Raw genomic sequence first — 13,845 nt, 5'->3', positions numbered from 1 at the left:
CTCCTCATCTTGATGATGACAGCACGCTAGCGCGCATTCGTAGCGAGAACGAGTTCAACGAAGGATTGCTTGCTTCGGACAAGCGGTTAACAATGACATGAAAGGTCGTAAGGTCTACCGCTTTTGGAGGAGCCCGATCTCTTCCGCGCTACCAATCAGCAACAGCCAGTCACTGTTGGGGACATTTTCCCGATCGGGCGGGGTCTGGTAGATTTGCAGGCCTTGGCGCAGTTGCGGGCTTCTCGCAGCGATCAAGTGGCCGGAAGCGGGATCAACCCATAAGGCGGAGGCTTGGCCCTTCACCACGTCCGCTTTGACCTGAAACTGACCAGCATCTCCGTAAATGGCCATGAGGCGGTGATCGGGCCAGGCGGCGGCGTAGCTCCCCTCGACATCGGTGATTGAACGATTGCGATCAGGCTGCAACCGAAACCAGTCAATTCTCTCGAAAATGGCCTTCAACACCGTCATGGATTGTGCACCGGGACTATCGAGGGCCTCTTGCCAGGGCTGATCGGATGAAAACACGCCCGGCCCGGAAAAATGCCAGACGGGATTGTTGCCAAAAAACTGACCGGCTGCACCGCCCAACAAGGCGCCATAGGCATTGCGCCGGATCATCCGTGCGGTTGTGTCACGTTCATATTCATAGGCACCCTCCAGCAATATTACCGGCAGCCGGTTGCGCGTGCTGCGCTGCAATATTTGCTTGTGAACATCGCCATAGGAATAAACCGCATCCATCGCGAACCAATGCTCCCCGCCCCACAGATCAAAGCCGGGCGTATCGCGGCTCGCATGGACGGTCTGCAACGCGCCGGGTGAAGCGGCGGCAATGCCTTCGGCCATTTGGGAGACAAGTGTCTTGTCAGGCGCATCAAAATCACCGCCGAGCACCCAGACAATATTGGGGTATTGCGCGAACCGCCGCGCGACGGCTTCGCCATAGGCTCTCATTTGGTCAGGACCTGCGGCCGCAGCCTCTCTATACCAGCCTTGATCGCCGCCATTGACCCCAAGATAGGCCGGAACGAGAAACACAAGCATGCCTCTTCTCAATGCCTGATCAATGACCCATGCCGCATGATCGAAATAGCTCTTTCCCAGTGCTGCGAACGGCTGTTGTGGAAAAGGCATGTCGCCAAAGGCATTGGCTGGGGGGTGGCTGGAAAACTGATGTTCGACAAGATTGACCAGGATGGCATTGAACCCACGCCTGGCTCGGTCATCGAGATAGGCGGTTGTGTCTTGGCGGTTGAGTTCAGCAATCAATGACCATGCGGCGTCGCCGAGCAACAGAAACGGGCGGCCTTGAGCATTTTGCAACAGCCGTTGATCGCCGCGCACGGCAAGGGGAAAGATAGTCGGCAGCCCTGCCGCAGTCAGAACCAGCAACAGAAGAACCATCAGGCCAGAACGCGCGATCCTCATCGGGTGAGCGGATTAGCCGGCGCGCTGTTGAACCGGCGGTAGACCAGTTGCGAGGGGCGGCCGGTAAGATAGGTTTCCACACCGTCGTTGAGCGCTCTTGCATAGACGCCAAGCGCTCCGTCAATGGCGTCAATGGTCCGGGCAATATCGCTATCGCTGTGGGTATAGCTGACGACCAGGGAAGGCATCAGAATGCCGCGTCGGATCGTTTCCTGCAAAAAGAGGGTGCGGAACGCCTGGGACGCTTCTCCGTCACCGTCCAATGTTGCATAGGCAAGACAGCAGGGACGGCCCATCAAACGCACATGCTGTCCCAGACCATGATTGGCAATCGCGCCCTCGACACCTTGAGCAAGCTGTTGGCCCTGCTGGTAAAGGCGTTCAATAACCGGCTCGTCGCGGTAGACTTTCATGGTTGCGATCGCCGCTGCCATCGCGTGGGTTTCCGCCCCATGGGTGGTAGAAAGCAGGAAGACACGGGCGTAGTCGGTCTGTGTCAGTCCGCCCAGTTGCATATAGTCTGCCTTGCCAGCCAGGGCCGAGATCGCAAAGCCATTGCCCAATGCCTTGCCAAAGCAGGAGAGATCCGGCGTGATATCATAAAGCCGTTGCGCGCCGCGCATATGCCAGCGAAACCCGGTGATCATCTCGTCAAGAATGAACAGAGCACCGTTTTCATGGGCGATCCGTCTTGCTTGGTGCAGAAAATCCTCTTGCGGCTCTTCCATGCGCGCGGGTTCGAGAATGAGGGCTGCAATTCTCCCGGGATAGTTTTCGAACAGGGCTTGCACCGAGGCAAGGTCATTATAGTGGAATGAAGTGGTCAGGGCCGAGACCGCAGCAGGGATCCCAGCATTCATCTTGGTTGTGCCGATGAACCAGTCATCCGTGGAGAAGAACGGGTGATCCGCGCAACAGGCGATCATGTCTCGCCCTGTATAGGCGCGCGCGAGACGGACGGCAGCCGAGGTGGCATCCGATCCATCCTTGCAGAATTTAACCATTTCCGCGCCATCGATCAGTTCCAGGAAGCTCTCGGCGCATTCAATCTCAATCGCGCTTGGACGGGTGAAGTTGCAGCCATCCTGCAATGTATCGCGAACAGCCTGGAGGACTGGCGGGTAAGCATGACCAAGTCCCACCGCACGATTGCCCATGCCATATTCGATATATTGGTTGCCATCGACATCGAAGACATGCGAACCGGAGCCGCGCTGTATGAATCCGGGTGCGAGCACGGGATATTGATCATCCCCTTTTGCATAGGTGTGGCAACCGCCTGGAATAAGCGAATGCGCTTTGCTTCTGAGCAATTGCGAATTGTGAAACCGGGAGGTGAAAAGATTCATGTCCTTGTCCTTCGCTGGCTGTTCCATCAGACAGGTGTAAAGGTTGCGTTCAGCCGCTCTCTCATCTCGCGCAACCAGTTTTTCACCGGCTTTGGCAGCCGGCTGCGCAGGCTGGCATGCAGTGCTTTGGGCATGGTCCATTGCCCCATCGGCAAGGCGGGGGCGATGGCGGGAGGGTTTTTGGCGATGTTTTCCAACAGCGCCGCATAGGATTTTCCGACGCGGTCATTGTCAAAAGCAATTGCCACTTTGAGGATGGCGGCTTCCGACATCCTGGCCCTCAAATGGGGATCCTGTGCAACGAGATCGATATGGCGTGCCGCCTGCTTGACGTCACCCACAGCAAACAGTAGCCCGTCTTCGCCATGGGTTACAATCAGGTCCGTGACGCCTGCAATCCTGGAAACGACGGCGGGACAACCCTGGCTCATTGCTTCAATCAATGTGAGGCCGAACCCCTCAAATCTGGAGGGCATGATCATCAGATCATGCTGGCTGACAAGCCACGGAATATCTGCGGGAGCAATCCAACCGGTGAACGTGACCTTGTCGCCGAACTCCGAGAGGCGGTGGCGCAGTTCGGCAAGGTCTGGTCCGTCTCCAGCCACTGTCAACTGATAGGGGGAACGAAGCGCGCGCAGGATCTGCGGCAGCCAGAAGACACCCTTGGAATTGTCTTCGATCCGGCCAAGATAAAGCAGACGCAGCGGCGCGGGCGTGACCGCGTGGCGCAGGGCGGGTCGAGGGTTCAGCTCGCGGTTCAAACCATGGGGAATAACCAGCATTCTTTGCGGATCAAAGCCATAATTTTTGACCAGATCATCGCGACAGCGCTGGGAGACACCGACAGTTGCGTGGACATGATCGCGGATCTCGCGTGCGGCGGCATAAGTTCCCGGGGTGATATTGTGAACGATCATGACGCGCAGGATATCCTCGGGAAGATAGCGGACGAGATTGGTTTCAAACCGGCTTGAAAGCACATTGACGAACACGGCCTTGAAATCATTGACGCGCAGGAAGGCGATCATGCGTCGGGCGCGGGTTTGTTCGTCCAACACACCCATCCCATCGATGGCATCGCCTTTGCGCAGCGTGTCCTGCAGGCCCTGCCCTTCGGGTGGCAAGCTGATGGTTTCGCCCGCAGCGCCCGCAGCCAGCCAGCGCAGTTCAACCCCATTTTCCTTGAGAGACGAACACAATCGCGTAAATACCGAGTAGGTTCCACCAATATGCGGACGGACAAAGTATGCACATTTCATGAGCGCAACCCGATGCCCCGGTGGTTGAGATGGAATCAGGACTTCGAGGGACGGATCCCTCGAAGCCTTACTCCAGTATATCGGGGGGCGTTTGATATACCGCATCGCAGTGTAGCGAAATTGTGCCGGCACGCATTCTGGCTATCAGGGGTAGATACCCTCCTACATAAGAGGAGGGTCTTCACCCTTCTGCCAGTTTTCACAAATTCTGTTCGCAGCTTAGTTTCTCAGACGGTGTTGGAGACACGTCTATGAAAATAGGTCTTTTCGGTCAGTTCGGTTCTGGCAATACCGGCAATGATGGCTCGCTGGAGGCGATGCTGCATATTTTGAACCGGATTTCACCCGATGCGCAATTGATCTGCATTTGCTCCAGTCCCGAGATCATCGCCCCGAAATTTCGCATTGAGGCGGTACCCGTCGGGCAAGCCGCTTCCGCGCACGGCTATCTGCGCTTGCTCAACAAGTTGCTTTTCAACCTTCCCCGCAGACTGACCGGCTTCATTGGCGCTGTGACGATTGCCCAGGGGCTTGATCTGATTATCGTGCCCGGGACGGGCATTCTCGACGACTTCAATGAGAACCCCTTCGGCTGGCCATTTGCTATTTTGCGTTGGTCGATTGCCGCCAGGCTTGCGGGCGCGCGCTTTGCATTTGTTTCCATTGGTGCGGGTCCGGTCACGCATCCGCTCAGCCGCCTGTTCATCCGCAAAGCGGGCCTGTTGGCCGCCTATCGTTCCTATCGGGATCAGGTTTCCTATGATTTCATGCGGTCATTGGGTGTGAGCGCGCGCTCAGACGCTGTGAGCGCTGACATCGCATTCGCGCTGCCCCGCGCCGAGGATAGGCTCACAAACAGCGCCGATCAACGGATCGGGCTTGGGGTGATGAATTACCGCGGCTGGCGCAAGAATGCCCAGGACGGTGCAGCAATCTTTGAGACCTATCTGAACAAAATGCGCATCCTGGTGGATGGTTTGCTTGAACAGGGAAGGCAGGTGCGTCTTCTTGTCGGTGACCAGGGCGACCTGGCGGCGGTAAAAGACCTGCAATCCCGTCTTTGCCATCGCGACAAAGGCAGTGTGATGTTCGAACCGCCCGCATCGCTCCAGGAACTGATGCAACAGATAGCCCGGACCGATATTGTGGTCGCGAGCCGCTATCATAACATCGTCTGTGCTCTGGCAATGACACGGCCCGCGATATCAATCGGTTACGCGCGAAAAAACGATGCCCTGCTCAATGATACCGGATTGGGGGCCTATTGTCATCACATTGAGACCTTCAACCCGCACCATCTGCTTGAGCAGATTGATCAGATAGTCGAATCTCGGGCGGAACTGGTCGCCCTCGTGGAGCGCGGCGTGACCATCTATCGTCATCGGCTGCGGGAACAGGAAGAGGTTTTACGGGCCCTGGCGCTGTGAACCGAAGATAGAGACATGTTGATGTCGCCGGCGTCTTGCTAGCAGATAGTCGAGGGGTGGCAGCAAGGCGAGCAGCGGGCGTCGTTTCAGAGCAAAGGTCATCAATCCTGCCGCTCCCTTTTCTCCACGCATCAAACTGGAGCAGGCGGCCCAATAGGCGCGTTTTGTGAGGCAGTTGCGTGCAGCCGCAAAGTAATCCGAAGCGCCTGCGATTTCGCATCCTTCCTGTTCAAAGAATGAGCGAAATGCGGCTTCAAATTCGCGGTTCCAGTTCATGATTCCAGCGACCTTGGCGGATTGATTGGCATTATGGACGCGTGCATAGGCCTGCACGTCGCGGGTTGAGGCGACATTGCCGCATGATGCGAACCGCAGCCACATTTCCAGATCATCGGTATGGGGAAGCTCCGGTCGATAATAGCCGACCCGCTTTTGTATTTCTGTGCGCACCAGAGCGGTCGGCCCGGCGACCGGGTTGAAAGCGTGTCTGCAGGCGTATTCGATGAATCGTCTGCCTTCAACGATATCCCAATCGCCACGCTGGGCAAAGGCCGGCCTTTGCGGCCGCCTCTCATCGGCTGCAATTGATTGAGCAACGCCAAATGCAAGATGAACATCCGGGCATTGTTGCAGCAGCTGGGCGCTGCGCGCCAATGCACCGGGCGACAGCAGGTCATCGGCGCATAAAATGAGGAAGAAGTCGGAACGGGCCCAATCGATTGCCTGGTTGAAGGAGGCGTGCGGCCCGAGATTTTCGGGCCTTAGAAGCAGTTCAACGCGCGGGTCATTGGCGGCGAGTTGGCGGGCCAGGGCCGCGCTGTTGTCTCTGGACGCGTTGTCGATGATCAACAGTCTAGTCACCACGCCTGTTTGCGACAGGACACTGTTGGCGCAGTCAAGCAGATAGTGTCCGTAATTATAATTGGGTATCACAATATCGACGGTGGGCAGATGACCGGATGTTTGCGTCATGTCACGCCTCATTCCGCGGGTTCTGAGAGCTTCGACCATCGGGGCGCCCTGCGGCCAAATCGGGTTTTTAGCCCAGTCGAAACCGGGCGCAACACCGCTTGGAGTTCTGCACTGAACGGGTGACGGGTGATCAACAATGCCACAAACCAGCCAGTGACTGCGACAAAGCCGATCAGCAACGCCTTGGTGAAAGCCATTTCAACACCGAATCCCTCAGCCGCAACCATTGCAAAGGGACCAGCAAGGGCAATCAGCGAAACACATGCGCTGCGCAAAAGTTCGGTCGCAAGGACCCGGTAGGAAAAGGCAACATGTTTGCGCACATAAACAATCGCTATGATCATCTGGAATGGCAGGCTGATGAACTGACTGAGCGCGACGGCCAGCAGCCCATGGGGCGCGGCCAGACAAAGAATGGCGGTGGCAACCGACCTGGCGATCAGATTGGAAATGAAGGCTTCCCGATTGGCACCCAGCGCCATCAGAAGCGGATAGGTCAGAATGACCGGAAACCAGAAAAGGCTTGCCAGACTTGTGATGGCGACGATCACGGCCGCCTCTGACCAGCCTGGTCCAAGAATGATCTCCACCGCAGGATAGGCCAGCAGCGCGAGAAGAATCTGCGCAGGCCAGTAGACCACGGAAATATAGGACAGCGCCCGAACATAGGCACGGCTGATATCGCCGCCGGCGCGCGCATGCGCGGAGAGCATGGGAAAGGCAACGGTGAAGACCGCAGACAGGAAAATGCGATCCGGCAGACCGCTCACTGTATTGGCGCGATTATAGATACCCACCGATGCGATCGGCATGAAGCGACCGAGCATCAATTGGGGAAACGTCTCGCAAATCTTGTTCAACCCCGCATTTCCGCCGAGATAGATTCCAAAGCGTATGGCGGTGCTTATGCTATGCAGCGAGGGTTTGAGCAGGCGTCCAAGCGGATAGATCGTCATTGCCAGACCGGTGGTCATAAGCGCGCTGGCCAGCAGTCCAAAGGCAAAGCACATATGCCCAAAACCGAGCCACGCCATGGCGATGGTGATCAGGGCGCCAAAGCCGGAACCGGCGGTGCGGATACGCGCCAGCATGCCGAATGCCATTTCACGCCTTAACAAGGCGACGACCGGCAAGGACAGGCTTTCGACGATTGCCGCTATGATGGTGATGTCGAGAAAAAGCAGCAAGGAGGCATCGTGATAGGTGAGCGCGAAATAATCGCGCGCCAGGTACAACCCGCTCGATAGAATAAGCGTAACCAGCATCAGGAATGTCATCGCGGTCCGGATATCGCGGTCCTCCAGCTTTTCGAGACGGATCAGAAATTCCGGGCTGGCGAACTCGCGCAAAGAAAACACGATCGCAGCAATGCTCAAGCCCACAACACCGGCACCGGTCTGTGCCGGACCGAGAAACCGCGAAACCGCGATGACGGTCAGAAAATTGAAGATCAGACCGGCATATTGCTCGAGCGCCGCCATGAGGAAACCTCTGCGTGCGCCGCTCATGATCCTGCTCCTGCGTGCGTTTCGGACGTTGATGGTGTTGGATTTCTCAAGATTTTTGTTCCCCCCGGACCTTCCGAGACGCGATCAATGCGCTCCCATCCGGGAAGCAGGATAAAGACTTGCGGTGCCGGGGAAATCTGGACCTTGGGTTAAGCCCTTATCTGAAAGGCGTAAGGGACCCGCTCTTAAGCCAAGTCGTAGAGGCGGGCTCAACCAGCTAGAACGAAGGGAGATTTCGTTTGAACGCGCATGGGAGAAGAAATGACAAGTCTTTTCTGGACCACGCCCTTGGCATTTGGCATGACGGTTGTCTTTTGCCTCGGCTTTCGCGGACTGGCACGGGAATGGTATCTCGTCGACATTCCCAATGCGCGCAAGAGGCATGACGGCAATGTTCCGCTGTGCGGTGGCATCGCTATTTTCCTTGCCTTCCTGATCACAGCTCTGCTCGCTCCGATGAGCGCAGGGCCAGCCAATGCGATCGCGCTGCTGCCCGGCCTTTTTCTGATCCTGATGACCGGTGTGGTGGACGACCGGTTTGATCTGCCTGTCGCACCGCGGCTTGCGCTGCAATTGCTGGCGGCGTTTCTGATCATCGGTGTCTCCGGCATAAAGCAGATCCATCTGGGTCTTGGTCAGGGCGTGAGCGAAAGCCTGGCGATTGCGCCTGGAGAATTTGTCGGTGACGTGCTTACCGGTCCAGTGTTCGTCTTTATCGCCCTCAGCTTCATCATCGGTCTGGTCAACGCGGTCAATATGAGCGATGGCATTGATGGGCTGGCTGGATTTGCCAGTGCGGCGGCATTTCTCTGGCTCGCCATCATCAGCTTCGGACTGTCTGAAGACCGTCTGGCTATTCAGTCTCTGATCCTGTCATCTGCCTGTGTGGGCTTTCTGATTTTCAACATGCGCCATCCCTGGCGGCGTAAAGCCAGTCTTTTTCTCGGAGACGGCGGCAGCACTGTGCTTGGTGCAGCCCTTGCGGGTACCATTCTTCTGCTGGCGAACCGACATGGCGTATCGTCCTTCCCGATCCTTCTCTGGGTGGTGATCGTACCGGTCACTGATACGTTGAGCCTGATCATTCGTCGCCTCTGGGCACGCAAAAGCCCGTTCTCGCCTGACCGGCAACATTTACACCATCTGTTGCTCGACCATGGCCTGTCAGCCGGGCAAACAGCTGTTGTGATCGGGGGCCTGAACCTTCTCACAGGTGCCATCGCCTACACAGCGATCGCGCTGGAGGTGGATGCATGGCCGATGCTGCTTGCGATGGTGCTACCGCTCAGCGCACATGCACTCCTTGTTTTCCGCACACGAAAAGGCGTGCACCGGATGCTGCCAGCAAGTGGCACAATCGCCGACGCCGTTCCAGCAGCCAAATCCAACATTACCATGCCAGGGGCAACTTCATGACGCTTTCCGTTCTCATCATGACACGCAATGAAGAAGTCAACCTTGGCGCGTGCCTGGACTGCCTTGACTGGTGTGATGATATTGTGGTGCTGGATTCATTCAGCGACGATCGCACTGTCGAAATCGCCAAGGCGAGAGGTGCGCGCGTTTATCAGCGCGCATATGACAGCGAAGACCGCCAGCGCATGTATGGTTTGACAGAGATAGAATTCAAGCATGCTTGGGTCTATACGCCGGATGCAGATGAAATCACGCCCGATGATCTGCGGGACGAAATGCTGGCCATCGCGGCAGATCCAACGCGTCCCGAGGTGTTTTTCAAGGCGCGTTATAAGAACATGTTCATGGGTCGCTGGATCAAGCATGCCAGCCTCTATCCGACCTGGATCACGCGCCTGGTCCGTCCCGACCGGGTTCGGTTTGAGCGCTCTGTTCATTCGCGCGCCAGCGGCGGCGCTGAAGGTGCGTTGAAGGCGCATTTTATTCATTACAGCTTCAACAAGGGGCTCGAAGCCTGGTACGAGAAACACAACCGCTATTCGACAGTGGAAGCGGATCTCTCCTGCAATCGCCAGTTGGAACGCAAGGTCGATTGGCGTGGCTTTTTCTCGATGAAGCCTGAGCCGCGAAGGCGGGCGTTGAAATCGCTTTCCTATCATATGCCGTTCAGACCATCGTTGCGCTTTCTTTACATGTATCTTTTGCGTGGAGGCTTCCTCGACGGAAAACCGGGTTATCTTTATTGCCGGTTGCTTGCCGCCTATGAGTTCATGATCGTGGTCAAGATGGAAGAACGGCGGCTAGCCAGGCCGCACGTTTCGGAAGACGCAATTCGTCCCGGTGTGAAGAACACACAAGCGGAGCGGCGAATGGTATGATGGCCCTGGTCCTACTGCCATGCGCCTTGCTGATCAGCCTTGCTGCGGTTTTCTACAGCGACGCTGTGCTCACATTGCCAGATGACGGCAGCAGGGCCGACGTGATCGTCGTTCCTGGCGGCGACGGGCCGCCGCGCGCTGCCCGGGCAGCCAAGCTCTGGAAACAGGGACGCTCGCCACTTATTCTTATTACCGGCGATGGCGACTGCCTGTTTAACAAGCAGATCATGATACGCGATGGCGTCAATCCGTCAGCCATACTGGTCGAGTGCCAATCCGGTAGCACATGGCAAAATGCCTATTATTCGGCAGCGGTGATGCGGAGAATAGGAGCGCGGCACGCAGTCATTGTCACCAACTGGTATCATTCGCGCCGCGCCATCGCCAGCTTCCGTTCCGTCTGTCCGCAAATGCATTTCAGTTCCTCGCCCATTGGCGTTGAAAGCAATTCTATGGGCTTCCCCGCGACATCTGCCGATATGGAACTGATTGCAAAAGAATATGCCAAACTCGGCTGGTATCTGGCATCTGGGCGTATCCTGCCCTCCAATCTTGTCACGGGGGATCGGGCGGCTGGGATAGCGAGGGTCTGTGCGCTGCAGGGGAGCAAGGGATGACCCTATCTTTGACATGGATCTTTGTCGGACTTGTGATGAGCTTGATGGCCGGCGGCCTGCTGCTGCGGGCCGAACGCATGTATCAGTTTCCTTTCCTCGCTGGTGTCATGACCTTCGGCTTTCTGCTTCCCCAGCTTCCCGCCCTGGTCCACGACCAGTTCCTGCCATCGGGGGCCTATGCCAAGACGATGATCATGGGGATTTTATCCCTTGCCATGCTGGCTTTGGGGTGGCGTCTGGCAAAGGGGCCGATCGCCTTTCTGAGCATGAGTTTTCGTGAAAGGCGGCTTGTCTGGGCTGCAGCGGTATTGTCGGCATCGGGCGCGGCATTCTATTATCTTTTGAGCCGCTTGCCCGGCGAAGTTTCCATTGGAATGCAGATGACAGGCATGCCGGTTGTCTACCTGTTCTTCGCCCAGCTCATGCCTTATGGACTGGCGATAGCGCTGTTGTGCTTTGCCCGGCGGCCTTCGTGGATCGCACTGGCGATTATCGGCTTTGATCTGGTGTTTTATCTTGATCGCATTCTGGTGACCGGAAAACGGGCGGAGGCGATCCAGCTTTTTCTGATGATCCTGCTCTCCTTGTGGTTCTACCGCCGGTGGGTTGTTCCGCGCGTTTTGATGGCGCTGGGCATTCTCGCAGGCACCTTTCTGATGACAAGCATGGGCGACTATCGCCAGATCACCCGCGCTGCTTCGGGTTTTGTTCTCAACGATATTATGGAAATCGATTACGCAGAAAACTTCAATGAGACACTGGAGCGTGGCGGTCTCGAAATGCGGAACGCCGTTCAGCGTATCGACGAGATTGATCGACGCTTGGAGTTTGATTACGGCAAGTTTCACTGGAACCGTGTTGTCTTCACCTTCGTGCCTGCGCAACTGGTGGGATCGAAGCTGAAAGAAGCTCTGCAATTCGACACGCCCAAACCAAGCCGCGATTACAACCCTCTCACCGGCACGACCGAAACAGGTCTTGTCGATGCCTTCGCATCTTTTTGGTATTTCGGTGCCTTGAAATTTCTGCTTCTCGCCTGGGTCATGCGCCGTCTTTGGGAAACAGCAATGGCCGGAGAGATGCTGGGGCAACTTGTATACATGCTGTCGATCGTGCCGGCGATGCACGCAATCTCGCATCAGACGGACTGGGTTATTCCGGTGTGGATTCACATGGCGATCTTTCTGATCCCTGTTCTGTCTCTTTGTCGGATCCGCAACAGTTCTGTCCGTCTGCCGACACCATTGCACCGCCATGCACCTCAAACGCAAATTCTGGAGGGGTTAAACTGAATGTCCACTGCAACGCGCTCCCCATCAGCCGTCATGACCGGAAGAAAGGCGTCTTCCAGTCCAATACAGGGTGGTGCAACTTTTTCACTCCAACATCGGGCCTTTCGCCTGATCTGGCAAGTGACATGGTTGCTTCTGGCCGCCTGGACACCGTCTTTCCTGTGGCGTTGGCGCGGCCTGATCCTGCGTGCGTTCGGGGCAAGCATCCACAAGACAGCGATTGTGCGCGCGAGCGCCCGGATATGGTGGCCCGGCAACCTGATCATGGACGCGCATTCGTCGCTGGGTCCAGGCGCGATCTGCTACAATGTTGCGCCGATCACATTTGCCCCCTACGCGATTGTGTCACAAGGTGCACATCTGTGCACGGCCGGTCACAATATCGACCGTCCTGATTTTGCACTCACCGCCGCACCAATCAGCCTTGGACCCTGCGCCTGGATTGCGGCGGAAGCATTTGTCGGTCCTGGCGTGAACGTTGCAGAAGGCGCGGTATTGGGCGCCCGGGCGGTGAGCTTCCGTGATCTCGAGCCCTGGATGGTTTATGCGGGCAACCCGGCAAAACCGGTTCGCCCACGCGGCAAATCGAGCTAGAAGATGGCCAGCCTGCAGCAAAATTCTGCAGTCTCAATGGCTTCCCACGGGATCGCTGGTTGCGCGCGGAAAGCCGAACAGTTCGGCGATCGGGCTTGTTTTGACATGGTGCGCGCAGAAGGTGAGAATGACGATGGTCAACGGAACTCCGATGAAGGCGCCGAACACCCCCCATATGGCGCCCCAGGCGAACACCGAGAACAGCGTTGCCAGCGGCGACAAGGCAAGCGTTCGTCCTGTCAAGCGGGGTTCGATCACGCTGCCGATGATGGCCTGAATGGCGTTCAGGCCAACAAAAATGAAGAGCCCCCATTGCCAGTTGCCCCAATGGGTAAAGGCGAATGCCGTGATGAGCAGTGTGGCGATCAGAGGACCGAGAAACGGAATGAAGTTGAGGATGAAGGCAACAAAGCCCCAGGTCTCGGCGAAAGGCAAACCAAGCAGACGGCTGAGCAGCCAGACGCAGAATCCGGTTGCAAGGCTCATCGCAGCTCTGAGCAGCATGTAGAAGCGAATTTTACTGGCCGCAGCTTTGCTGGCACGCAGGAAACGCGCCGCAGCCTGTTGATTTCCCAGAGCGTTGATCCTGGCGCCAAACTCATTAATTTCAGCGAGCCCCAACAGCACATAGACCACAGCGATGAGCCAGAAGCTGAAAGTATTGCGCAACTGCAACGAGACTGCTTGCAGCATCCGCAGCGTGGTGGTCATGCTGAAATTGTCTGACCAGAGAACCGAGACTGCAACGCCGTGCGCCTCGAGCCAGGCTTGGAACTGCTGGTAGATAAATTGATAGGAGGTTGCGTCATTGGCGATCCGGCGTCCGACCTGGCCAACGGTCCAGGCAATCAGCCAACCAAAGCCCAGCAGCACGCCAAGCACCAGGACAAAACTGATCAGCAAGGCCAGTGAATGGTTAAGGGCCGAAGCAAGACCGCGTTGAACCGGCCAGACAAGCATGATGATGAACAGCGCGAAGGCCACAGGTGCAAATACCGCCCGGCCATAATAAAGCAAACCGATCAGCATGCTGGCAGCGATCAGATAAAGCGCTGCATTGCTCAGCTTGGCCATTTAACCTCCATACGCAAACGTCCGG

12 protein-coding genes are annotated in these 13,845 nt (G+C 56.8%); 6 read left to right on the top strand and 6 right to left on the bottom strand.

What is annotated here, in order from left to right:
- Positions 1–114 precede the first annotated feature (114 nt).
- Genes ABWV94_RS19785 through ABWV94_RS19775 form a run of 3 tightly spaced genes read right to left on the bottom strand, consistent with a single transcriptional unit; the run spans position 115 to position 4,042 of the window.
- Entirely contained in the window at positions 115–1,431 is a 1,317-nt protein-coding gene (locus ABWV94_RS19785; RefSeq protein ID WP_353415080.1) for a glycoside hydrolase family 140 protein, read from the bottom strand.
- Positions 1,428–2,780: a glutamate-1-semialdehyde 2,1-aminomutase gene (locus ABWV94_RS19780; protein ID WP_353415079.1), complete on the bottom strand. Its 1,353-nt coding sequence runs from the start codon at positions 2,778–2,780 to the stop codon at positions 1,428–1,430. The genes ABWV94_RS19785 and ABWV94_RS19780 overlap by 4 nt, the downstream gene beginning before the upstream one ends.
- Positions 2,781–2,806: 26 nt before the next feature.
- Complete coding sequence (locus ABWV94_RS19775; protein ID WP_353415078.1) at positions 2,807–4,042, bottom strand: glycosyltransferase family 4 protein; 1,236 nt, start codon at positions 4,040–4,042, stop codon at positions 2,807–2,809.
- Positions 4,043–4,293: 251 nt separating this feature from the next.
- On the opposite strand from ABWV94_RS19775, the gene ABWV94_RS19770 reads away from it, so the two are divergent.
- Positions 4,294–5,469, top strand: coding sequence for a polysaccharide pyruvyl transferase family protein (locus ABWV94_RS19770; protein WP_353415077.1), 1,176 nt, complete (start codon positions 4,294–4,296; stop codon positions 5,467–5,469).
- Here the strand turns inward: ABWV94_RS19770 and ABWV94_RS19765 are convergent.
- Positions 5,449–6,441, bottom strand: coding sequence for a glycosyltransferase family 2 protein (locus ABWV94_RS19765; RefSeq protein ID WP_353415076.1), 993 nt, complete (start codon positions 6,439–6,441; stop codon positions 5,449–5,451). The two genes, ABWV94_RS19770 and ABWV94_RS19765, sit on opposite strands and share 21 nt — an antisense overlap.
- An 8-nt stretch (positions 6,442–6,449) precedes the next feature.
- Positions 6,450–7,949, bottom strand: coding sequence for an oligosaccharide flippase family protein (locus ABWV94_RS19760; protein WP_353415075.1), 1,500 nt, complete (start codon positions 7,947–7,949; stop codon positions 6,450–6,452).
- Positions 7,950–8,210: 261 nt separating this feature from the next.
- On the opposite strand from ABWV94_RS19760, the gene ABWV94_RS19755 reads away from it, so the two are divergent.
- From ABWV94_RS19755 to ABWV94_RS19735, 5 genes are read left to right on the top strand one after another with little or no spacing between them, the layout of a single operon-like run.
- The gene (locus ABWV94_RS19755; RefSeq protein ID WP_113499627.1) at positions 8,211–9,365 is read left to right on the top strand and encodes an MraY family glycosyltransferase; all 1,155 of its coding nucleotides are present in this window, start codon (positions 8,211–8,213) and stop codon (positions 9,363–9,365) included.
- Complete coding sequence (locus tag ABWV94_RS19750) at positions 9,362–10,243, top strand: glycosyltransferase family 2 protein (RefSeq protein WP_353415074.1); 882 nt, start codon at positions 9,362–9,364, stop codon at positions 10,241–10,243. The genes ABWV94_RS19755 and ABWV94_RS19750 overlap by 4 nt, the downstream gene beginning before the upstream one ends.
- On the top strand, positions 10,243–10,860 hold the full coding sequence (locus ABWV94_RS19745; RefSeq protein ID WP_502905196.1) for a YdcF family protein: 618 nt from the start codon (positions 10,243–10,245) through the stop codon (positions 10,858–10,860). Before ABWV94_RS19750 ends, ABWV94_RS19745 begins: the two co-directional genes overlap by 1 nt.
- On the top strand, positions 10,857–12,152 hold the full coding sequence (locus ABWV94_RS19740) for a hypothetical protein (protein WP_353415073.1): 1,296 nt from the start codon (positions 10,857–10,859) through the stop codon (positions 12,150–12,152). Before ABWV94_RS19745 ends, ABWV94_RS19740 begins: the two co-directional genes overlap by 4 nt.
- A complete protein-coding gene (locus tag ABWV94_RS19735; RefSeq protein ID WP_113499635.1) occupies positions 12,153–12,746 on the top strand; it encodes an LbetaH domain-containing protein in 594 nt (197 codons plus the stop codon). It abuts the gene before it with no gap.
- Between the two features lie 33 nt (positions 12,747–12,779).
- On the opposite strand, the gene ABWV94_RS19730 is transcribed toward ABWV94_RS19735, so the two are convergent.
- On the bottom strand, positions 12,780–13,820 hold the full coding sequence (locus ABWV94_RS19730) for an AI-2E family transporter (protein ID WP_353415072.1): 1,041 nt from the start codon (positions 13,818–13,820) through the stop codon (positions 12,780–12,782).
- Between the last annotated feature and the right edge of the window lie 25 nt (positions 13,821–13,845).

It is taken from the genome of Brucella sp. NBRC 12953, assembly GCF_040369775.1.
In the GTDB taxonomy this organism is placed as follows: Bacteria; Pseudomonadota; Alphaproteobacteria; order Rhizobiales; family Rhizobiaceae; genus Brucella; species Brucella pseudogrignonensis.
Note: the sequence above shows the minus strand (reverse complement) of the source record. Positions and strands in the feature narration are given on the sequence as shown.

Excerpts from the sequence above, each read along its gene's own strand:
- ABWV94_RS19740 (WP_353415073.1), top strand. The coding sequence starts at position 10,857 with ATGACCCTATCTTTGACATGGATCTTTGTCGGACTTGTGATGAGCTTG.
- ABWV94_RS19750 (WP_353415074.1), top strand. The coding sequence starts at position 9,362 with ATGACGCTTTCCGTTCTCATCATGACACGCAATGAAGAAGTCAACCTT.
- ABWV94_RS19775 (WP_353415078.1), bottom strand. The coding sequence starts at position 4,042 with ATGAAATGTGCATACTTTGTCCGTCCGCATATTGGTGGAACCTACTCG.
- ABWV94_RS19780 (WP_353415079.1), bottom strand. The coding sequence starts at position 2,780 with ATGAATCTTTTCACCTCCCGGTTTCACAATTCGCAATTGCTCAGAAGC.
- ABWV94_RS19770 (WP_353415077.1), top strand. The coding sequence starts at position 4,294 with ATGAAAATAGGTCTTTTCGGTCAGTTCGGTTCTGGCAATACCGGCAAT.
- ABWV94_RS19745 (WP_502905196.1), top strand. The coding sequence starts at position 10,243 with ATGGCCCTGGTCCTACTGCCATGCGCCTTGCTGATCAGCCTTGCTGCG.
- ABWV94_RS19765 (WP_353415076.1), bottom strand. The coding sequence starts at position 6,441 with ATGACGCAAACATCCGGTCATCTGCCCACCGTCGATATTGTGATACCC.
- ABWV94_RS19735 (WP_113499635.1), top strand. The coding sequence starts at position 12,153 with ATGTCCACTGCAACGCGCTCCCCATCAGCCGTCATGACCGGAAGAAAG.
- ABWV94_RS19755 (WP_113499627.1), top strand. The coding sequence starts at position 8,211 with ATGACAAGTCTTTTCTGGACCACGCCCTTGGCATTTGGCATGACGGTT.
- ABWV94_RS19785 (WP_353415080.1), bottom strand. The coding sequence starts at position 1,431 with ATGAGGATCGCGCGTTCTGGCCTGATGGTTCTTCTGTTGCTGGTTCTG.
- ABWV94_RS19760 (WP_353415075.1), bottom strand. The coding sequence starts at position 7,949 with ATGAGCGGCGCACGCAGAGGTTTCCTCATGGCGGCGCTCGAGCAATAT.
- ABWV94_RS19730 (WP_353415072.1), bottom strand. The coding sequence starts at position 13,820 with ATGGCCAAGCTGAGCAATGCAGCGCTTTATCTGATCGCTGCCAGCATG.